Origin of the sequence: Lysinibacillus sp. YS11, assembly GCF_002896375.1 — a bacterium.
Classification (GTDB): domain Bacteria; phylum Bacillota; class Bacilli; order Bacillales_A; family Planococcaceae; genus Lysinibacillus; species Lysinibacillus capsici.
Map to the genome: position 1 here is coordinate 4,067,766 of NZ_CP026007.1, position 22,341 is coordinate 4,090,106.

The window sequence follows — 22,341 nt, forward strand, 5'->3', positions numbered from 1 at the left end:
CTAACTGATTAAATCAGCTAGCTGGCTTGTTTTTATTATTTAATTCGTTTAAATTCCTTTTCATTGCCGTCTACAAATTCGACATCCACTTCAATGGATTGATAGTTATCTTCAATATTGAATACTTTGATTACTTGATCAATCACTTCATCATTAGATGTTGTAGAATCAAAATTCAACTGCTTAAATAACGGCTCTAATTTAGTATAAGCTTCATCGCCCTGCAGTTTTTCATTTTTTCGATCATCTTCTAATTTTGCTTCTATTCCTGTTTTTTTATCCTCATATTCTACCTCATAAGACTCCGTTGCAGAGTAATCAACATCTAAAGAAAACTCTAAAAAATTAAATGTCACTTGGTCAGTTGGCGTCTCACCCGTCTGTTGAGTAGCATTCTGATCTGCTGGAGCATTTGCAGGCACATCTTTTACCTCATCCTTATTACAGCCGTAAAGAATAACAGTCATTAAAGAAATCACTAAAATAAATTTCAATTTCAATTTATTCACTCCTTTCTTTACATATTATTTCCCCATTCTTCTACAAACTAACCTAAAAAGGGCATCTCCTACAAATAAGGAGATACCCTTTTCATGGAATGCGACTTAATAATAGAAGTTACGATCCACTTTATTTTCTTGAATAGCTTTTGCTAAACGAACTGTTGACACAGCCAAATCGGCATATGACACACTCTTGGTAGCATTAAAGTTATTTTGCTGTGTATCAATCAGCCCCATCCCATTTGCTATTGCTATATAGCCTGTATACGCTGGATCAATAGAAGCTGCATCCGCAAAGTTTAATTTGTAAATATCCTTATACTTTGCAACATTCTCCAATTGCATTGCTTTAACAGCCCATACTGCTAGCTCTTGACGAGTCAATGTTTCATCCAAAGCGAATTGGTTTGCTGGCTGTAAAATTCCCATTCTTACAGCTTGTTCAACCACTCCATATAATGGATGGTTTTTATCGATATTGCTGAAGGTTTGCTTTTCACCATCGCCACTACCAAAATGGCCATATGTTAAAGATTTTAGTAGAATCTTTAATGCTTCTCCCTTTGTCACAGCAGCATCAGCATTAAAGTTTGCTATATCTTTTATCTCTAATACATTTTGATGTAGAAGATAATTTAATTCATTGGCTGCTGTTGGGTGTGAAATAGATTGCTTTTCTTTTGAGCCATCTACCTCATACAACCATTCACCAGTAATTGCATCAATTTGATTAACTAAGCTACCGTTGTAAGTTGGAGCATAGACTAGATCATAATGTTGTTTACCTTCAGTATCCTGCTTTACATATTGTAGTTGTAATGTAAGGGCCTTACTATAGGCTTCTTTTGCTTTATCAGCAGAGATTACTTGACTAAGAGAAGGCCAGTTATTAATCTTTTGTTTATTAACATTCAATGAACGTAATGATCCATCAGAGCCAATACCTACGTTTATTTCATCTCCAACAACCGCAATTCCGTTTACGATGCGTGGGAAGGAGAAGTAATAATCTTTACTATAATCATCATGTACAGGATCATCAATTGGCATCGAATACTCATGTAAATAGGATGGAGCCCATTGCTTTAAGTATTCAACAGCCTTTGCTAATGCCGCATCCTTAGAGAGGGTAGTTGTTTTGTCAGTGTTGATAAAATCTCTCATAATATCGTGATACTGCACGATATCGCCTGTTGCCTTATTAATTTCTAAAGAGGTACCAGACCCGCCATTATTGTACATATACATGTAATTTACTGTATAAACCGTTTCACCATTGTCATTTTCTCTTTCGTCAACCATATCAATAGTGAGCTTTGCCTTGTCTTCATCAACTTTTAATAAATTTTTAGCGAATTCCTCAACTTCTGCTACTGTCATACCGCTTTTTCTTGGTGGTAATTGCTGTGAGGATATTTTCTCAGCGCTTTTCGTCTTAGGAACTTGTGTAGAGAAGCCATTCGTTGTTTGCCATTGACCTGTTAAAGCATGTACACCATTAAATCCTGTTGCTGGCATATAGACAAGCTTCACATTACGTTGATCGCTAAAATAGTCAACGTAATAACGAAGTTCAACTGCTAAGTTATCACGTACTTGTGCAACAATTTCTTCCTCATTTTTTTTCTGGTTTGAGTTATCAAAGGTTGCTTTACCAATTGATTCTGTATTTTTATACATTCCTGTTATTTGACCATTAGCAAGAACATCTATAGTGATACTTTGATCGCCAATAAGCACTCCATTATAGGTTGGTGAATAAACAAATGAGTAGGTAATTGGTTGTGATAATGGACGATTAATGACATTGTAATAACCGAAGCCATCTTCACGGAGTTTATAGTTCTCTATTTTCGCAAATTTTCTTAGGAAGTCATCTGCAATTTTTTTTGCTTCAGTCTCTGAATATTTTGCGGGATATACTGCTTCAGCGATATTAGCTGGCTGATAATAGAAATGTTCTAACTCTAAATCTTCACCTTTAAATGTAAAACCACCATATACATCTTTACCATTTACCATTTTATGGAAGTTTAAATCATAACGGACCGTTGTATCATCTCTAAAGAAATGACCGCCTCCAGAATTAAACTCATTATCAGCTACAAATTTGAACTCTTCAGGGAATAGTGCACGTAATTTGTTAATTAGCATACCTTTTGTCACTTTCGTCTCTGAGGCAGCCAACTGTATTGCAATACGCTCTGAAGGCTCTTTCACATTTGCAGAAGCTTGTGAAACGGGTGCTAGAATACCAACAGAAAATGCAGTAGTGGTTAAAATAATACCTAACTTTTTAAATTTACCCAAAATATACCTCCTAAAATACTATTTACCATAATTATAATATATTTACCCATAATTAGAAATGAATTTTACAGATAATTTCCTCTTCGAAGAAAATACATTGGGCAATCCGTCCTTTTTCTTCATTTTCTCATTTCTTTACCACATCAAAATTGGCACCAATTAACACCCAGTTCTGAGGGAATGGTAGTCCTAATTTCCAATAACCAATACCACGAAGGTTATATTGTTTAATGAGATTGAATTTAGCTTGAATAGATCTAGCATCTTCAAACCACACCATATGCGCCCTACCTTGCTCATCATAGTATTCAAAAAATGGTGCTTGGGCTCTCCAATCATACTGAATTGCTGCATTATAACGTTTAGCAATTTCAATGGCTCGCTGTGGACTAAGCGCTTCTGCATACGCTCCCCCCTGAACAAAAGGTAACGTCCAATCGTAGCCATATAAATTTTGCCCTAACATAATTTTGCTTGCAGGTATTTCACTCACCGCATATTTTACAACTGCTTCTACCTCTGGGAGAGGTGAAACGGCCATTGGTGGGCCAGCTGAATATCCCCATTCATAAGTCATGAGTAAAACAAAGTCCACGATTTCCCCATGTGCTCTATAATCATGTGCCGCTGTCCATGGTCCTCGTTCACTATCACTTGTTTTAGGAGCTAATGCTGTAGACACTGTATATCCTTGAGTGTGAAATTTTTCTACAGCTCTTCTTAAAAAATTGTTATAGGCTTGTCGTTGATCTGCTGGCAAATTTTCGAAGTCAAAGTGGATATCTTTAACATCCCCAAGTCGCTTTGCTTCTGCAAGAATATTATCAAATAATAAATCTTGAACAGCTGTACTTTGAAAAATATCTCTCGCTAATTCACCACTAAAACTAAAATTCTCCAAATTAGAAATAACCATTGCCATTGATGCTCCCGTATCATTTGCAATTTGTGTCACACCTTGGCTTGGTGGCCTCTGTAAAGTACCATCACGCCTAGCCTCATAGCTAAATAAAGCTAAATATGTTAAATTAGGACCCGCTTCCCTCGCTTGATTCAAGAGTGCTTCACTAACTGATGTTCCTCTCGGCTCTAAATAGGCTAAAGTTTCTGCCCTTGTTTTTGGTGGCTGTGGGATATATAATCTCGTTCCAACTGCTAATGGTTGATTTGGATTAATGCCATTTACTTGTGCAAGTGTTACATAATTAATACCGAAACGTTGGCCAATTGACCATAGGCTATCACCTGGCTGTACATAATAAAAGCTTCCGACAATCGGGATTACAAGAGCTTGCCCCACAACTAAACGATTTGGCTCTGGAATTTGATTGGCATCTATAATGCTCTGAACCGTAGCCCCATACGCCTGTGCAATTCCCCATAAAGACTCGCCAGCCCGTACAACGTGTATTTGAATGATTTTGCCTCCTTCTAGCTTTATAAAATCATACCTATAAAGCTTATGAAGTCAGAGATGAAAAGATGTCTTTTAACAACTCCACAAAAGTACACCACTATTTATAGCAAATAAATAGTAGGCTGTATTATGTCACCTATTTAATACTAATGAGAATAATCTTCGTTTACGAGATTTCATGAAAGAATGTTCTTTTAAATACGTATGTCTAAAAAGTTACCTGAGTAATATATTCTGCTTCTTCACCGTTATTAGAATAAAAAAACGCAAAATGATACTTATCTTGATAACAATAATCGTACAAATGTTCTACTTTCCGCATAATCTTCAGTAAATTTTTACCCACTTTCTACCCTACAAATCAGTTGTAGCAGGCTACTTTTGATAACACTTTTCCCAAATTTTTTTACGCAACTAGCGTCATATGCCTTATTCTTTTCCCTGTTCTCACTCTTGTATAATGAAATTATTGTAAGGAGGTGTTAGATTGCGTTTATTTTACCAGCAAAAAGTAATCGGTAAGAAGTCTCGTAAACTTGAAAAAATTTCATTTTCAATTGAAGAGCCTGTCATAACGTTACAAGATTTACTTGTTCAGCTTGTTACACAGCAGGTTCAACAATTTAATGAGAAAATGGTAGATACACCACTTCATGTTTATTTATCGGATCAGCAACTAGAAGAAGCTGCTCAATATGGCAAAGTACATTTTGGAGAAAAGAAAAAGGATACTGTACAGTCAGTGGATCAAGCTATTTCCACAATGCTTCAAGCCTTTCAGGACGAGCTGTTTTTAGTCCTTCATAATGAAGAATCTTTAGATTCTCTTTCTACACCATTAAACATACAGGAAGACGATGTCTTTACATTTATTAAACTTACTATGCTTGCAGGACGAATTTGGTAAGGAGGGATTTATATGACACTTTCACATGAACAAAAAATACATTTTCAAAGTATAGTTGATTCTGCACCTATAGCAATACAGCCTTTAGCAGCTGCATTGTTAAAATACATGGACAATAGAGATTATGACATTGAAACGCTTATAGCTGCTCAACAATATTTATCACTTGAAGAACTATTTAGTGGACCATTATTTGAAGTGCTTACCATGTTTTCTTCACAAGAACGTGCACTTAAGATCAAGAAACTAGCATTACGCTTTGATGCTACAATGTTCCAAAGAGGTGTTTTACGTCGATCTTTTCGTTCTTCTCAACCAGTGCAAGACCATCTGTTTCAATGTTTACAATTAATAGAAGAAATGCTGACATTTGAGGAAATTACTTTGCAGGAGTTGTTAACGAATCATCGTCAATATGAGCATGGAACCTATCCAAGCTATAGCTCCTATGTCTTAAAGAATGAAAATACAAAAGTAATGGGTTTTAATGTCTTTGAGCAGTTGCTTGCTGAAGAACTATCATTAGAAAACCCGTCAATTGAAGAAGCAGTAGAAGGTATTTTATTTGATGAACATCAAAGTAGCTTTTTCGGCCATCCATTCATTCGAGGTATTTTTAAATCAAGTAATCATCGGATGCATGATGCCCTTGGCAAACTCTTATTAGCAGCTGCACGACAAGAAGGTTTACGACAGGCAATAGTAGAAAATATTGACCATGGCAATCTTGATGCACAACTCAACATGATGAAGCTTATTCAGGAACATCGCCTAACACGCTTCTCCTCTGTAATTCGAGCAGTCGATACTTGGATGGGACTTGGCTATAATAGTTTCGAAAATCAAAAAATAACAGAGGAAGTTCTTGCATTAGCCATCCAAGCAATCGAAGAAGACAGCTTTGTTGAGCAACTGTTAACGAGTGAACGTACAATTGATATCTATGTTGCATTATGGGCAACTGCTACAAAGGACTATACGAAATTAAATGACCTTGTAACAATACTCTTAAAACGTGATAAACATATCCAACTTACAACGCTTGCCTTTTTGAAAAACTTATCGAAAATTTCCTTCACAGCGCCATTTGTAAAGGATTTAATCTTATCAACAAAAGATATCGAGTTGTTTGCCTTTGCATGGGGCAATTTTCTTTATGCTAATCACCATATTAATAGTGAGTATGCAAGAGACAATGAATGGGCGCAAATCCTTCAAACCTTCATGCAAGAAAACACACAGTTACAAGGGATTGAATACCTTTTATTTGAACAGCTTGAGTGGGCAAAAAGTGAAATTACGAAAGACGGACTTAACATTACAGGCAAACCTCTATCCTTTGTCCATGTCCATTTGTCATTAGAAGATTTAATTTCAACACAAATTATTTTAGCCCATCATGTACAAGACGAGGCATTATTCCAACGAATTATTGAGCATGCAGATTCTTACTCACCATCTAGCAGAATCGGCCTACTGAATATTTATTGTCTAGAACCTGTCACACAAGGTCAACGCGAATTTTTATTTAATTCTTTACGAGATCGTAGTTCCATTAATCGTTCTCTCGCGTTAAAAAAAATACGTGCTTTAACACCAACAGAAGAAGAAATAGCAAAGATTGAAGATCTTTTAGCAAATAAATCAGGTGCACTTCGTAAAGAGGCTATTTCACTCTTAAAAGTTCAGGCACAGAATAATCTGTTACAAAGTGCTGAAAGGCTGTTAAAAGATAGTAAGCAGTTAAAGAGACTTGGAGGGCTTGAATTACTATTAGAAGCCTCTAAGCGACACAACTTAGCAAGCGAGCAAATTACAGCTTTATGCTCCTTATTACCAAAAGTAACTAAAAACGAGCAAGTTTTGTTAGAGCAATTAATTACAAGGGATGTCCCTGAGTATAACGAGAGTAATGGCTTTGGCTTGTATACGCCACATCCCCCTATTCAATACGGCTGTATTTCGGATGGAGCCATTCAAATGAATGGTGTAGAGCCTTGGCAACAGCTTGCTCCACTTTATGTACAGGCACCTACACCTTTTGAAAAATTCTTTCAATATGATGTTGATAAATTATTATCTAAGCTAGAGCAGCTTATTCAACTTTTAGATAAACATGCTGAACTAGAATATGAAACATACCAATGGAATGACACACCCATTAGCACTACATTAGGACAAAGATATAGTGTAATGGCAACTAAATCGGATAATCAACGACATGCTAGTCTTGATGCTTATCCTATCCCCAAAGAAATTGTTCAATGGATGAAGACAGCATTATTTAGTAATGAGGACTTAGCCTATTTTAATTTTTACCATAATCTATCAGAATACCCTGCTGCTCATGATCTTTCCGAAGCAGCTCATACACTAATTAAACCGTTCTTCCAATACAAAGATTTAAAAGTACGTGTTGCGCAATTTAATTCCTTGAAATATGACGATACAATTCAACAGATTTTCTCAGTGCTATCCCAAGACATCGACAAAATCTCAGGTGATACAGTGCTACATCAGGAAGCACTTTCATTACTCGAAAAGCATGCACCCGAATTTAATCGCTTCGAACAGGCAGTAGGCATAATGTTACAGCTATTCAAACAAATCCCTGCTGATCAGTGGCAACTTGATGTTCGAGAGAAGGGTTATTATTACTATCGTTCCACTTCTACCATTATCGATTTAGATGTCATTGAGACATTTGCTGATCGATGCTGGTCTGATTACTCAACCTATGGTGAATATGTCAAAATGCTAGCTCTCAATGAAGAGCTAACAAAGCGTATGAAAAATGAAAGCTATAAGCCAAACGTCTACAATTTATCTTTATTCCAATATTTAGACGCAATGAAGGTTGGTTTATTTACGCAAGATCACTTATTTGAGGCCATCTTTACCAATACGCTCGCTTCAGAAATATTTAACGAGCCAACTAAATTACGAGAACGCTATCAACAGTCATTTGAAGATTTAACCGATTTCTTTACTATTCGTGAACAAGCAATTGATCGAATTTTAGCCATAGAGCTAAAACGTGGTGATACGCCTACTGCTGTTACAAAGTTAGCTAGTAGCATTTCTTATTTTGAGGGTATTAATTATTTCTTACAAATTCTACAAGCACTTGACGGAGAAAAACTTGCGCGAGGATATATTTGGCAGGCAGAAACGAAAAAGGATGTATTCTCCAGATTGCTAACTAACTGTTACCCTAAAAAAGAAGAAACAGCCCAGCAATTAAAAGAAGCATGGCTGAAAACAGACATTTCTAAAGAACGTTTAATTGAAGCCATGATGTATAACCAGCATTGGATAGACCTTGTCAGTGAAGTGATTGGGTGGGATGGACTAAAAGAATCAGCCTGGTATTTTATCGCTCACACCACAGATTCTTTATCCGACTTTGCCAAAGATCAGATTGCCCTTTTCTCTAGCATAACTGCTGAGGATTTCCGTGATGGTGCATTCGATTTAGCTTGGTTCCAAAGCGCCTATCAAACACTTGGGGCTAAGAAATTCAAACTTGTTTATGATGCTGCAAAATATGCTTCTGAAGGAGCCAACCATCGTCGGGCACAGCTTTATGCAGATACAGCTATCGGTAAGCTCAGTCCAAAACCGTTAATGCAAGAAATTCAAGATAAACGCAATAAAGATAAACTGCGCGCACTTGGTCTTATCCCTTTAATAAAATCCGATGACAAAGACGCCCTGACACGCTATCAATTTATTCAACAGTTTTTGAAGGAAAGTAAGCAATTTGGTGCTCAACGCCGCGCAAGTGAGGCTCGAGCAGCAAGTATCGCTCTAGAAAATTTAGCGCGCAATGCAGGGGATGGAGAAGCCACTCGCTTCACATGGCGTATGGAGTTATCTGCCTTTAACGATATGAAGCAATTATTTAAAGCACAACAAATCGAGCAAATTACAGCCCATCTACAAATAGAGGATGATGCCTCTGTAGCTATTATTGTTGAAAAGGATGGTAAACGTCTAAAGAACGTTCCTGCTGCATTAAAAAAGCATGCTGATATTGTAACCTTGCAGGAAGCCCGAAAAGACTTACAAGAGCAATATAAACGAGCACGCCCAGCGCTTGAGCAAGCAATGGAATTAGAAACAGTATTTTCGGTCGAGGAGCTCATTCATTTATTAGATCATCCGATTCTAGCTCCGCTGTTACAAAAACTACTATTTATTAGCGATAATTACGTTGGAATGCTGACATCAGAAGGTTTACAGCTTTTATCGGCTGACATTGTGAACCTTGCTCCTACGTCCTCTATAAAGATTGCTCATCCTTACCATCTTCTAGAGAGCGGTCAATGGAGACAGTGGCAATCCTATATGTTCGAGCACAACATTAAACAGCCATTTAAGCAAGTGTTCCGTGAGTTATATCTCATCAATGCTGATGAAAAAGCACAGAAACATTCATTGCGCTATGCAGGGCATCAAGTAAATCCTTCACAAACAGTAGCCCTGTTGAAAACACGTGGCTGGCAAATCAGCTATGAAACAGGACCACGTAAAGTATATTATAAGGAAAATATTGTGGCATCCTTGTATGCACAGGCAGATTGGTTTACGCCAGCAGAAATTGAAGCACCTGCAATCGAAGGTGTTTACTTCTATGATCGACTAACAGGCAAAGATATCGTTTTAGATGATATTCCAGCTGCGATATTCTCTGAGGTTATGCGAGATATTGATCTTGTTGTCAGCGTAGCTCATGTTGGTGGTGTAGACCCTGAGGCAAGTCATTCTACTGTTGAAATGCGCAGTATTATCGTAGAAGAATTGGCTAAATTATTGAAGCTAAACAATGTGGAAGTGAAAAAGCAACATGCCCTCATAGAAGGTAAGCTAGCAAGTTACTCCTTACATTTAGGAAGTGGTGTGGTGCATCAAATAGGCGGTTCCATGATCCCAATTATTGCTGTCCCATCTCAGCATCGTGGACGAATTTTCTTACCGATGGTGGATGATGATCCACGGACGGCTGAGATCATGACCAAGCTCTTATTACTATGTGAAGATACAAAAATTAAAGATCCAGCTATATTAACTCATATTCGAAGCTATGAGCAAATGCACTAACGTACTCTAGATAAAAACAGGTGACTCCATTCGTCACCTGTTTTTACTTTACATCTGTTTTAATCATTTCAAACAATAGCGGTACATTCGTGCCACGATGCAATGAATGACAGCCTTCCATTAAAAATGACCAACTTTTCTTTATTTTTTCCCTATAAGACAACTCTGAACTAACTGGGAGATAGGTGCTTAAATATTCCTCAATCGTGCATGTCAGATTGTCCATAAATTCATCTGCTTTTTGTATTTTTTCTGTTGGGATTTCATTGCGCTCATTCCATAAGACATGTTCTAAATTCGTAGAAAAATAAAATAATTGATAAGGTACTTTCATACGGTTAATGCTAAAGTGGTCATTGGCAATCAAAATTCTAGCATTCTTAGCCTTCATATCATTGCGTTGTTCTATTTGTTCTTTGCGTTTATCCGACTTCACTAAAATAGCATCCTCTGTATAAAATAAGTTTTGCTCGATACGCTCATCTACCTTGACGCACTCTGGTGCGATAAAGCATCCATCTGCATCTGTAATATGAACAACCGCTGTTAAATCATTGGCTAAAAATTTATATTTTTCAAGATAGCTTTGAATCACTCGTACAACACTGTTTTTAATATTCGGTATTCGTTTGTGCGCATCCCACTTTGTTAAGATATCTTCTCGTTGTACATCAAAACGTATTGTGGAGTTCGCAAAATGAGCATCTAAATAATCCTCTAAAATAATTTGCTCCGTCTGCCCTTCCACAATAATCAAAAGTACTTTTTTAGTCATGTTGAACACCTGCTTTACGAAAAGCCCGCTTTATTTTAAATGTTTTAGTTTCCTTATATATCTCTTCCTCTTGCCCGCCAAGCTGGATAGCACGTAAATAGACATCTCTAGCGTTATTCACTTCTTTGATACCTTTTAGCTGCATATAACGGTGATGTTCATTTGTTGTCGTAAACCATAAATTTTTAATAGCTAGCACCTCTAACACACGTAGATTATGGGAAGTAAAAATAAGTTGCCCTTTTCCATCCTCATCTATCACTGTTAACAACTCACCTAACAAATATTCAAATACACCTGAATCTAATTCATCAATAACCACGCATGCATTCGGATTATTGTATACAGCAATTAATACACTAAGAATAGAAATAATCTTTAAAATTCCCTCTGACTCTGTTCGTAGCGGTAATTCCTGCTCCCCGCGCTGAGACAAAAATTCAAAACGAATTCCTTGCTCGCCACTGTCCATCATTTGCTTTGTAATGATATTAATTTTAATCGTCAGACCAGGAATAATTGCTGAGAGCACTTGATTACTTTGTTCAATAACTTCACATAATGCATAGAATGCATCCTCTGGTAATAAAGCTGGTCCATTTAAATCATAAGGAATAAGACCTCTTGTTTTCTCTAAATGAATACTGAATGGCATCATCCGTTCTTCAAATAGTGGGGCAATATTTTGAGTATTAACAACATGTAAGTCTCGACTAAAATCAACAGCAATATTTTGTAGCAACTGCATTTCTAGCTCAGAAAGCCGTTCCTGTAATAATGTCTTTATATCTTTATGGAATAGAAATGATATATATTGTTTTCTTGCTAACTGTTGAATAACCAGTAATTGAATTCGTGCTTGTTCACTCAAATCATCCAGTTTCGATTGACGAATTTGTACATCCCTCTCCGTCACAGCCACTAAAATCTTTGATCGCTTCCCTTTCGTGTTTTCTCGATAGGTAAGGCGCTCCAACGTAGTATATAGTCGATGTTGATCCTCCTGTAGCTCCACATAGTAATTCACAAAAAATGTACCGAATTGATTCTGAACTAGAAATTCTACATCCATGCTAGCTGTTTGCTCTCCTGCCAATATAAGTCGCTTCTTTTGAGAGGGCAACTTCACTTCAGCAAGCCATCCTGATAGAAGTGTCTTCAATAAACTAAATGCATCTACAATGGTTGTCTTTCCAGAGCCATTTTGTCCATATAGGCCAACAACATTCGCTTGTAGAAATGTCTCAAAATTTACTGTGAGAACAATTTCACCCTGTCGTACATTTCGTAAATTTTGTATGTTTATTTTTTTTATCTTAATAATTGCCATGTGCTAAACATCCTTTTAGCTTTTTCCCTTATTATAATGAAAATCGTTTTATTTTATAACAAATTCGAACTTAAGCATCCATAGCCTATAGCCTATGACAAAAATCGTAATAGGCATATGTTAGAAAAAATGAAGAAAGGTGTGTTTCATTGGTTTATCCTAGATTAGCCCCTGATGATTTTAACAGTCAATTTCGCCCAGGTATGAAAATATGGGTAACACTCCCTACTGGTACTTATTCAGGTACATTAATTCGGACATTCGGAACTGGAGGAAGAACTGCTGAAATTCAGTTAGATAATGGTCAAATAGTGACTGTGGATGTTAGTCAAATCACTGCTGCAGGTACAGGAACACCTCCTGGTAGTTCTTATCCGCCGCCATACCCACCACCATATCCACCATATCCACCTCAACCTTATCCACCGCGGCCATACCCACCACAGCCTTATCCACCGCAACCTTATCCGCCACGTCCTTATCCACCACAGCCTTATCCACCGCAACCTTATCCGCCACGTCCAGGGGGGCAATATCCTGGTTTCCCACCACCATTAATACCAGGACTCCCTAATATTTTACCGGGCATATTTGGTAATCCGCGGCCTTAGCAACAATTAGAAAAGGTTATTTCTTTATTTAAGAATAAAGAAATAACCTTTTTTCATTTTATTCCCATAACAATAATCATCAAATTCCTTTACATATAAGTCATGACAAAATAAGTAAAAAGCCCTAACAAGGAATTGGAAATTGGTATTTCAGCCAAATTTTTAATCAACTAAAAATAAGTTAGATCTGAGCATACTTCTTTTTTATACTAGGAAATATATAGCTTTTTGTAAAAATTTAACCTAACCTAAAAAATATATAGACTAAAAAACTATATATCATCGTTTATTTATAGAAATCATGACTTGAAATAGTAAGTTTTCTGGGTTGTGAATCAATTTTTTTGGCAGTATAGTAGTTAAATGATAGGGGATAAATAGATTATTTTGCATTTATAAATAGTTAACACGCATCTGGACTTCTACGAATAACATCAACATCTTCAATGTGTAGTACATTGACTAAATTATCCATTTATAGTCCTTAGCTTGAAATATTTGCTATATCATATTAGGAGGAAAAGCATGAAAACACGCAAGAAGCAGCAAATGTCTATTAGTAAGAAATTAACTGCAATAGTAGTGAGTATTTTATTATTATTTGGATTAGTTACTTTAGGTCTTTCTTATTATATAGTAAGAAATAGTAATTTAACAGACATGAATCAATCTCTTTCTGACAAAGGCATGATCCTAGCCAAAACCATTGATATTACTACACTAAAATCGATATTAGAGAATCCTACAAATAGTAACCCTGATGCTCTACGATTAACTAGTGAAATGGATGCAATCAATGATAATTCAGATAGCATTACCAATCTATTTTTAATTACAGTTAACGGTGAAAATATTAATGCACCTGTTCTATCATCTAGTATACTTGAACTAGGGGCAGAGTATAACCAAGATATGATTGCAATGGGTTTATCTCCAGATTTCCTAGCAAGAATTAAAGAAGTCTTTGATACAAAAAAAGCAACAGCAACAGATATTTATAGCGATGAATATGGTAGCTATAAAACAGGCCTTACACCAATCTTGGATGAGAATGGGAATATGCTGGCTGCTTATGCCATTGACTATGACGTATCAATGGTAACAGGAAAAGCGATGTCTGAAGCCCTATGGACTTTATTAGTAACGGTTATTTTCTTAATTGGTTCATCCATTGCTGTTTACACTCTTTTAAGAAAAAAATTAACACCAATTCAACAACTTTCCTTACAATCTAAAAAAGTCGCAGAAGGTAATTTAGAGCTGGAACCATTACCAGTTACTTCAACAGACGAAGTAGGAATGCTCACACAAAATTTTAATTCTATGATCGATAACTTAAAAAATGTTATTAAGAGTACAACGATTGTTTCTGAGCGTGTTTCAAACACAGCCAATGTTTTATCTGTAAATATGCAAGAAGCTTCCGATTCATATAATAATGTAGCATCTTCCATGCAGGAGATTGCAAGTGGCGCTGATCTTCAAGTACAAAAGGCAAAAGAAAGTACAATTACCATTGAAGAAATGAATATTGGTATTCAACGTATTGCCATGACGTCCAATCAAATTTCAGAATCCTCGATTTTAGCATCAGAGGAAGCTGAAAGAGGGAATGAATCGACAAATAAATCTGTTGCACAAATGAATGCTATTAGCAAAGCTGTTAATCAATCTGCAGCTTCTGTTAAATTACTTGGCGATCATTCCAATAAAATAGAAGAAATCGTAGGAATCATTACAGGGATTGCTTCGCAAACCAATTTACTTGCATTGAATGCGGCAATCGAAGCTGCACGTGCTGGGGAGGCTGGTAGTGGCTTTGCAGTGGTTGCTGATGAGGTACGTAAACTTGCAGAGCAATCTGAGGCATCTGCAAGAGAAATTTCTACACTTATTTCTCATATCCAGCATGATACAAACGAATCTGTAAATATCATGGTTCACGCTGTAGAAGAAGTAGATCATGGTATTGTCATGATCAATGATTCGGAAAAATCATTTAGCCAGATTTTAACTTCCATTCACCATGTGACAGGGCAAATTCAAGAGCTTTCTGCAACAATTGAAGAAATGGCAGCTGGTATGGAAGAAGTAACATCTGCCGTAAAAGATATGGAAGATTTTTCAGTCAATTCAAAGGACAATACAAGAGCAGTAGCAGCAACTTCTGCCTCTCAATTGAATACAGTACAACGAGTTTCTGAAGAAGCTCAAGTATTATCCGAGCTATCTGATGAATTAATGAATGTTGTTAATACCTTTGTAGTGAAATAAAAAATGAAAGGGCTGCCCTTATAAAGGAGAGTTATGTCCGTTAGTTTCTCACAGATCGATTCACTACTGTGGACCTAATGACGATAATCGCTCCTTCATAGGTGTCGGCCCTTTTCTAAAATAGGAGTTGTCATAATTGAATAATAAAAAAGAATTTGATGTACACCCATCACAGAATAATACGCTTTCTTTTGACCAACAAACACTTCAATCCAATAGTACACAATTATTAAACAGAGAAGACTTACTCGCATATCAAACGTTAAACCGTACAATAGCTGACTACGATCAAAACACCACAATACCTGACGTATTTTATCAGGCAGCCCAAAAATTTGCGGAACGAATCGCATTATCCTATGAAGGTGGAAAACTTACCTACCGTCAGCTAAATGAACAATCCAACCAAGTTGCTCATATGTTAGTTGCCAACGGTCTACAAAAAGGAAACTATGTAGCGATAGTTATGGAACGCAGTAAAGAAACCGTCATTAGTTTGTTAGGTATCCTGAAAGCTGGTGGAGTTTATGTTCCCATTGATCCGAGCTATCCAAAAGAACGTTGTCAGTACCTATTAAACGATACAGGTGCTCCATTTATCATAACGAAAAACGAACATACAGCTCTACTGAATGATTTTATACATAATGATTCCCAAACACGCACAGTGTTCACAATCAACCAAATGGAGCAAGGATATTCACAGGAAAATATCCAATGTGAAATTCTTCCATCCGATTTAGCCTATATTATTTATACATCTGGTTCAACAGGTAAGCCAAAAGGCGTCATGCTTAAGCATGAGGCTGTCATTAATTTAATAACAGATAATCAACGAATCTACCATTCAACTAAAGAAGATGTTTATTCCCAGTTTATTTCTTTTAGTTTTGACCCTTCTATAACAGAAACTTTTACCGCTTTATTTTCAGGTGCAAGACTTCATATGCTTACAAGTATAGAGCGTTTGTCCATTGAGGCATTTGCTGATATGATCGACCGTGAGCAAGTAACGACCGCTACTGTTCCAAATGCTTTCTTTACACAGCTAGCTACACATTTACCAGTAAGCTATAGAAAAAAGCTTTCGACATTAAATTATTTATCTGTAGGTGGTGAAGCCCTATTGCCTGCCATAGTTCAAAAATGGCAAGACAAATTTGGACTCTCTACAGAAATTATTAATGTGTATGGACCAACTGAATGTACAGTATTGTCCTCCTATTTTAAGGTGAAAAGTCAGATAACAGACATGCAATCTAGTATTCCTATTGGTAGACCAATCGCCAATTATGAAATGTACGTTATTAACACGGACGATCAGCTATGTCCCGTTAATGTAATCGGAGAATTATGTATTGCTGGTGCTGGTTTAGCAGCAGGTTATTTACATCAGCCTGAAAAAACAGCTGAAGTATTTGTACCTCATCTCTTAAAGCCAGATCAAAAAATGTATCGAACAGGTGATTTAGTTCGACTATTGCCAACTGGTGTCATTGAATTTGTTGGACGTAAAGACTCTCAAATTAAAGTAAGAGGCTTCCGTATTGAACTTGGTGAAATCGAAACAGTATTGAGCAATCATACGAGTATTCAGGAAGCTGTGATCATTGCAAAGAAAATGGCTGATGGGAATAATCATTTATTTGCCTACTATACGGTGGCAAGTGGGATGCAGCTTGAGGAGAATCTTTTAAGGGACTACTTAGCAAATCTTTTACCAGATTATATGGTGCCAGAGCAATTTATTGAATTGCAAGAAATGCCATTATCCCCTACAGGAAAAATTGATCGAAAACACTTAGCTTCATTGGAATTAACTTTATCACGCAGTACTACATATATTGCCCCAGAAAATGATACACAGCGTATGCTTGCTACTGCATGGGAATTTGTACTCGGTATTGAGCCAATTGGCATTCACGATAACTTCTTTCATATCGGAGGGCATTCGCTAAAAGTGCTCGAGATTCTTGTACAAGTGAAAAAACATATACCATTCTTAAAGATTCAGGATTTCTTCCAATATCAAACGATTGCTGAACTGGATCATTATATTCGTCATTATCAACCAGAAGCGATTGAAGATCAAGACGAGCCAGCTAAAAACATTGTATTCAAGGACTTAATGGAGCCTAGTCCTCTAAAAGTCTCCCAAAATGTGAAGCCCTTGCCAATGACATCGGTATTACTAACAGGTGCTACAGGTTATTTAGGTAGTCATGTATTATATGAGCTATTAGCAACAACAACTGCGCACATATATTGCCTTATTCGACCAAGCACCCAAACTACGATTGAAGATAAACTAAGAGAGAGTATGCAATTTTATTTTGGCAATACCATTGCTCAGCAGATGAAAGATCGTATTACTGTTATCCAAGGTGACTTAGGGAAGCAACGACTACACTTATCTGATAAAGATGAAAAAATCATTATGAAAGAAATTAATGCTATCATTCATTGTGGTGCAGATGTACGTCACTTCGGTGCAGCTGATCATTTTAATAATGTCAATGTGAATGGAACTCGCTACTTGCTTGAAATAGCCAAACAGAAACCAGGTGTGCATTTCCATTATGTATCGACAATTGGCATTCCAGAGGAGCTAGCCGCCATACAATGGGGACCAAATGAAGCAAAAGGTAACTTCAATTACAATGTTAAGCTTGATAATGTTTATACTCAAAGTAAGCTAGAAGCAGAAAACCTTGTTAGAAACGCTGTACAGGATGCAATCCCTGTCTCCATTTATCGTGTAGGAAATTTAAGCTGTCATTCTGAAACAGGTAAATTCCAACGTAATATCGATGACAATGCCTTTTACCGTATGATTAAATCAATGCTTTATTTAGGTAAAACACCTACCGCACAATGGCATGTTGACTTCACACCAATCAATTATGCTAGTCAGGCAATTGTTTCTTTGGCAAGCCAGCCAGCAACCAACGGCCATGTCTTCCATTTATGTAACCCTGTATCGCTTACTTATTTAGAATTAATCGATATGCTTAAGGAAATTGGTTATGACCTAACAATTGTGTCAACACAAGAGTATACAGATTGGCTATTAAATGGTGATCATTCAAAAGATGTACAGGAATATTTATCGTTAGCCATTGCGCAGCTTGAAGGTGATGGAGCAAGTGACTCCCCATTTATCTTCAATTGCAAAAAAACGATAGAATTTTTAGCTCATACCAAGATTGAATGTGCGGCACCAAATAAAGCCTTTATTTACAGAATGATTCAATATGGCATTGATACAGGCTACTTTCCTGAACCAAAACAAGTCAATATAAGATGATAAAACAAACTATACAGTTATTTGCACTTCCTCTAGGAGTACAGTTAGCACCACCAGAACGGGATGCTTTCCTTAAAGTACTCCCTTTTGAGGTGCAAAGAAAAGTTCAGCAATACAAGCACTGGCAGGATCAGCAAAGAGCGTTGCTAGGTAGCACTCTTATTAGATGGGCACTCCTTCCCTATATAGATGACGTTCTGTTACAACTAGCTCATAATGAATTTGGGCGCCCTTATATTGCAGGACACCCTCATTGGCAGGGAGATTTTAATCTCTCTCATTCTGGGGATTGGGTAGTGTTAGCAGTCACCACTATCGGACGAGTCGGCATTGATGTTGAAGAAATAAAGCCAGTGAGTGAAGATATGATGATATATGCGCTTTCTGAGACAGAGCGTCAATTGGTCTCTCATCAGCCTTTACATGTTTTTTATGAGTTTTGGACTTTAAAAGAGGCTCTTTTTAAAACAGGCTTATTGCCAATCCTATCGCCATATTTGCTTGATACCACCAACATAAAAAAAACAAGGAAAGACCTTTTTACCCAATTACTCTATCTCGATCAGCAGCATCCTGTATCCGTCTGCTGGAACAATGAAAATTCTAAGTTAATAACCACAATATTAAATAAAGAGCAGCTTCTACAGCCATAACAATAATTATTCCTCCGTATTAAGAAAACGCTGCCCTAACGTGTCATTTATTCGACCCGCTAGGACAGCACTTTTTGTTTTATTTAAATAAGTCTGGGTACATTTCTTTTGCTAATGCTTCCATTCCATCAATTGTGTTATAGCCATAGCCAAACATGTAATTGTAATCTACAATATACATTTGTTTATTTTTAATAGCCTTCATGCTTGATAGTTTAGGATTCGCATAAATTTCTTCACGTACTTTTGTCAAATCAGAACCGTCCCAGTTAGGAAGAATTAATACATCTGGATCTGCTGCGATTAATGTTTCAACACTTACATCGCCTGTTTCATCTTTAAAAATATTATCTAATTTAACCATTTTAAATGCATCATTAAAGAATGTTTCATCGTGTGCTGGATAAACAAAAAGCTCTTTTGGATCATTTGTATGCAAATAGGCAAATGTTTTTTCTTCTTTTATACTTTCTAATTTTGAGGAAATATCTTGTTGTCGACCTTTTAATTCTTTAATAAAGCTATCTGCTTTGTCTTGAACATTAAAAATTTCACCAATATTCTTTATATCTTTATAAATAGAATCATATGTGCCGCCTGTTACGGATGACTCTAAAACATATGTTTTTACACCCATTTCATTAAGCGAATCTACTGTCCCTACTCCCCATTCAGCATTATCAAATAAGCCACCACGACCAAATACTAAATCAGGATCAGTACCTAATGTAACCTCTTTCCCAACATATTCATCACTTAAAATATTTAGCTTAGCATACTCTTCTTCAACAGCTTTATCAACTGCACCAAAGTTTGCACCAACACCAACGATTTTATCGCCTAATCCTAAATGTAATAATAATTCTGCAGCTGGACGTGTATTTGCCATAATTCTTTCTGGTGCTTGATCAAATACTTGATCTTTCTTTTCCCATGTTGATCCACCTTCAGCCTTTGTAAAGTTCTCAATTGTCAGTGGATAATGCTCTTTTGTTTGAGTTTCCTTAGATGTATCTTTTGATGTGTTACCGCAGGCTGTTAATGTTAATAAAGCTGCTAAACCAATTCCTAATAATAATTTTTTCTTCATGTTTTTCCTCCTACAGTCCATATGCAAAGCCTAATCCATTCGTCACTGGATTAGTAAACGTTTGACATTTGATATGATATAAAGCTTCTATTGTTTCTGGTGTTAAAACTTCTTGGGGTGTACCATGTGCATAGATTTCACCATCTTTTACTGCATAAAGATAATCACAGTAATGTGCTGCCATTTCTAGATCATGAAGAGCTGCTAAAACACCGATGTTTAAACTTTTTACACAGGATAGTATTTCAATTTGATAACGAATATCTAAATGATTTGTTGGTTCATCCAAAATCATAAATTTAGGCTGCTGGGCAATCGTTCTAGCTAAAATAACCCTTTGCTTTTCACCACCAGATAGTGAAAGAAAACTGCGCTCTCTATAAGATTGTAAGTTCGTTCTTGTCAATGCCTCTTCTACGATGTCAAAATCCTTTTGGTTATCTGACTCTAGCATTTTTTTATGAGGTGTTCTACCTAACATCACCATTTGTTGTACCGTTAAATCAAAGTGCATTTCATTAAATTGTCCAACTACACCTAAGTGTTGAGAAATCTTTTTTTCGGCGCTTTTTAAAACATCTAAATCATCTAAGAAGACCATCCCTTTTTGAGGTACTAGGCTTTTATAAATGCTTTTCAGTAAAGTTGATTTTCCGCATCCGTTTGGTCCGATTAAGCCCACAAATTGTTGCTTATTCACATGAATGGATACGTTTTTTACGATTTCCTTTTTGCCGATTTTTACTTCTATTTCCTTTGCTACTAATTCCATTGTTCTACCCTCCGAAGTTGTAACCTTTTTTTACAATCATATAGATAAATAATGGTGACCCAATGACAGAAGTAATAATACCAATCGGTAATTCCACATTTTGGATTAATGTTCTAGACAGAATATCAGCCCAAATCATGAAAAGGCCTCCTAAGAGCAATGTTCCTAACATTAATCGTTTGTGATCTGCCCCGAAAATACCTCTTGTGATATGAGGAATAATTAAACCAACAAAACCGATCATACCTGCATAAGCGACCATCGTTCCTGTAATAAGCGAGGTAAGAATCATATATAATTTACGATAAGCACTTAAATTGATCCCTAAGGTGATAGCTGATTCATCCCCAAGTAGCATTGTGTTTAGCACACGATGTTGGAAAAGGAATAATGCAGCTCCTAGTACAATCACGATTGTTAAAATTGGTGTTTTGTCCCAGCTGGCAGATGCTAAACTCCCCATAGACCAGAACGTAACAGTTTTAATGCCCTCTGCATTATTGGCAAAAAAGATGATAAGGCTTGAAAACGAACTACATAATGCACCGATAACAACCCCTGATAAAACCAATTTTACTGAGGTTGCTTTACCTCCAATGCTGGATAAGATAAGCACTGCCATAGAGGTAATCATCGCCCCTGCAAATGCACCAAAGGCTACTCCAAATTGTGCTAACAATGCACTACTCCCAAAACCAACTAGAATAGCAAAGGTTGCACCTAATGACGCTCCTGAAGAAATACCAAGTATGTATGGATCAGCAAGCGGGTTTTGGACAACTGCCTGCATGACAGCCCCACACAATGCAAGACCGACACCAATCAATAAGGCAAAAACCACACGCGGCATTCTGACCTGTAGAATAATATTCAAATAGGATTCACTTTCCACACTATCAAGTGTTCCAAGTTTTCCATTGGATATAGTATGTAGCAAAATATCCATCGATTGCTTGAAAGGAATGCTGACTTGTCCTATTGATACAGAAAAAATGGCAGATATTAAAATAGAGACTATTAAAAGCAAGATAATAACATAATAAATATTGCCCATTCCTATTCTGTTAGCTTCCTGTCTATCCAAAATTTCACCTCTATCTATTAAACTTTTAGTTAATGATAACGATTATCATTTTCATTTTGTATTGTAAGTGATAATCCATTGAAAAACAACAGGAAAATTTTTAATTATAGATTATGCATACATTCAGTAGATAAATATTCCACTACTGGCGGGTTTTAATTCGCTAAAATTATTGTTCCGATAGAAATTAAAACAGCTCATTGTA

General features: G+C 36.5%; 14 protein-coding genes. 6 read left to right on the top strand and 8 right to left on the bottom strand.

Annotation, left to right across the window (positions count from 1 at the left end; genetic code table 11):
- Positions 1-35: 35 nt before the first annotated feature.
- The 3 genes from LBYS11_RS20395 to LBYS11_RS20405 form a co-directional block, all read right to left on the bottom strand.
- Positions 36-500, bottom strand: a complete 465-nt coding sequence (locus LBYS11_RS20395; protein WP_048394947.1) for a YusW family protein — start codon at positions 498-500, stop codon at positions 36-38.
- 105 nt (positions 501-605) lie between these two features.
- Positions 606-2,813 carry a YcdB/YcdC domain-containing protein gene (locus LBYS11_RS20400; protein ID WP_103118880.1) on the bottom strand — a complete coding sequence of 736 codons (2,208 nt, stop codon included), beginning with the start codon at positions 2,811-2,813 and terminating at the stop codon, positions 606-608.
- Between the two features lie 127 nt (positions 2,814-2,940).
- Positions 2,941-4,230 (bottom strand): glycoside hydrolase family 18 protein, encoded by a 1,290-nt coding sequence (locus tag LBYS11_RS20405; RefSeq protein ID WP_103118881.1) that lies wholly within the window; start codon positions 4,228-4,230, stop codon positions 2,941-2,943.
- A 487-nt stretch (positions 4,231-4,717) separates the two neighbouring features.
- On the opposite strand from LBYS11_RS20405, the gene LBYS11_RS20410 reads away from it, so the two are divergent.
- Positions 4,718-5,137 (top strand): hypothetical protein, encoded by a 420-nt coding sequence (locus tag LBYS11_RS20410; protein WP_048394944.1) that lies wholly within the window; start codon positions 4,718-4,720, stop codon positions 5,135-5,137.
- Positions 5,138-5,149: 12 nt separating this feature from the next.
- Positions 5,150-10,240 carry a DUF4132 domain-containing protein gene (locus LBYS11_RS20415; RefSeq protein WP_103118882.1) on the top strand — a complete coding sequence of 1,697 codons (5,091 nt, stop codon included), beginning with the start codon at positions 5,150-5,152 and terminating at the stop codon, positions 10,238-10,240.
- Between the two features lie 43 nt (positions 10,241-10,283).
- On the opposite strand, the gene LBYS11_RS20420 is transcribed toward LBYS11_RS20415, so the two are convergent.
- Positions 10,284-11,015 (bottom strand): hypothetical protein, encoded by a 732-nt coding sequence (locus tag LBYS11_RS20420; RefSeq protein ID WP_066038139.1) that lies wholly within the window; start codon positions 11,013-11,015, stop codon positions 10,284-10,286.
- Entirely contained in the window at positions 11,008-12,345 is a 1,338-nt protein-coding gene (locus LBYS11_RS20425; RefSeq protein ID WP_048394941.1) for an AAA family ATPase, read from the bottom strand. Before LBYS11_RS20425 ends, LBYS11_RS20420 begins: the two co-directional genes overlap by 8 nt.
- Positions 12,346-12,494: 149 nt before the next feature.
- Between LBYS11_RS20425 and LBYS11_RS20430 the strand changes: the two genes are divergently transcribed.
- The 4 genes from LBYS11_RS20430 (at position 12,495) to LBYS11_RS20445 (ending at position 19,190) form a co-directional block, all read left to right on the top strand.
- The gene (locus tag LBYS11_RS20430; protein WP_009374122.1) at positions 12,495-12,956 is read left to right on the top strand and encodes a hypothetical protein; all 462 of its coding nucleotides are present in this window, start codon (positions 12,495-12,497) and stop codon (positions 12,954-12,956) included.
- A 525-nt stretch (positions 12,957-13,481) separates the two neighbouring features.
- Positions 13,482-15,230, top strand: a complete 1,749-nt coding sequence (locus tag LBYS11_RS20435) for a methyl-accepting chemotaxis protein (RefSeq protein WP_054548886.1) — start codon at positions 13,482-13,484, stop codon at positions 15,228-15,230.
- Between the two features lie 136 nt (positions 15,231-15,366).
- Positions 15,367-18,537: a non-ribosomal peptide synthetase family protein gene (locus LBYS11_RS20440; protein WP_103118883.1), complete on the top strand. Its 3,171-nt coding sequence runs from the start codon at positions 15,367-15,369 to the stop codon at positions 18,535-18,537.
- A complete protein-coding gene (locus LBYS11_RS20445; protein ID WP_103118884.1) occupies positions 18,534-19,190 on the top strand; it encodes a 4'-phosphopantetheinyl transferase family protein in 657 nt (218 codons plus the stop codon). The genes LBYS11_RS20440 and LBYS11_RS20445 overlap by 4 nt, the downstream gene beginning before the upstream one ends.
- Positions 19,191-19,269: 79 nt before the next feature.
- Here LBYS11_RS20445 and LBYS11_RS20450 read toward each other — a convergent pair whose 3' ends face one another.
- The 3 genes from LBYS11_RS20450 to LBYS11_RS20460 are packed head-to-tail and all read right to left on the bottom strand — an operon-like array spanning position 19,270 to position 22,136.
- On the bottom strand, positions 19,270-20,280 hold the full coding sequence (locus LBYS11_RS20450) for an ABC transporter substrate-binding protein (RefSeq protein WP_054548889.1): 1,011 nt from the start codon (positions 20,278-20,280) through the stop codon (positions 19,270-19,272).
- Positions 20,281-20,290: 10 nt separating this feature from the next.
- The gene (locus LBYS11_RS20455; RefSeq protein WP_054548890.1) at positions 20,291-21,052 is read right to left on the bottom strand and encodes an ABC transporter ATP-binding protein; all 762 of its coding nucleotides are present in this window, start codon (positions 21,050-21,052) and stop codon (positions 20,291-20,293) included.
- Positions 21,053-21,056: 4 nt separating this feature from the next.
- A complete protein-coding gene (locus tag LBYS11_RS20460; protein WP_103118885.1) occupies positions 21,057-22,136 on the bottom strand; it encodes a FecCD family ABC transporter permease in 1,080 nt (359 codons plus the stop codon).
- Positions 22,137-22,341: the final 205 nt, after the last annotated feature.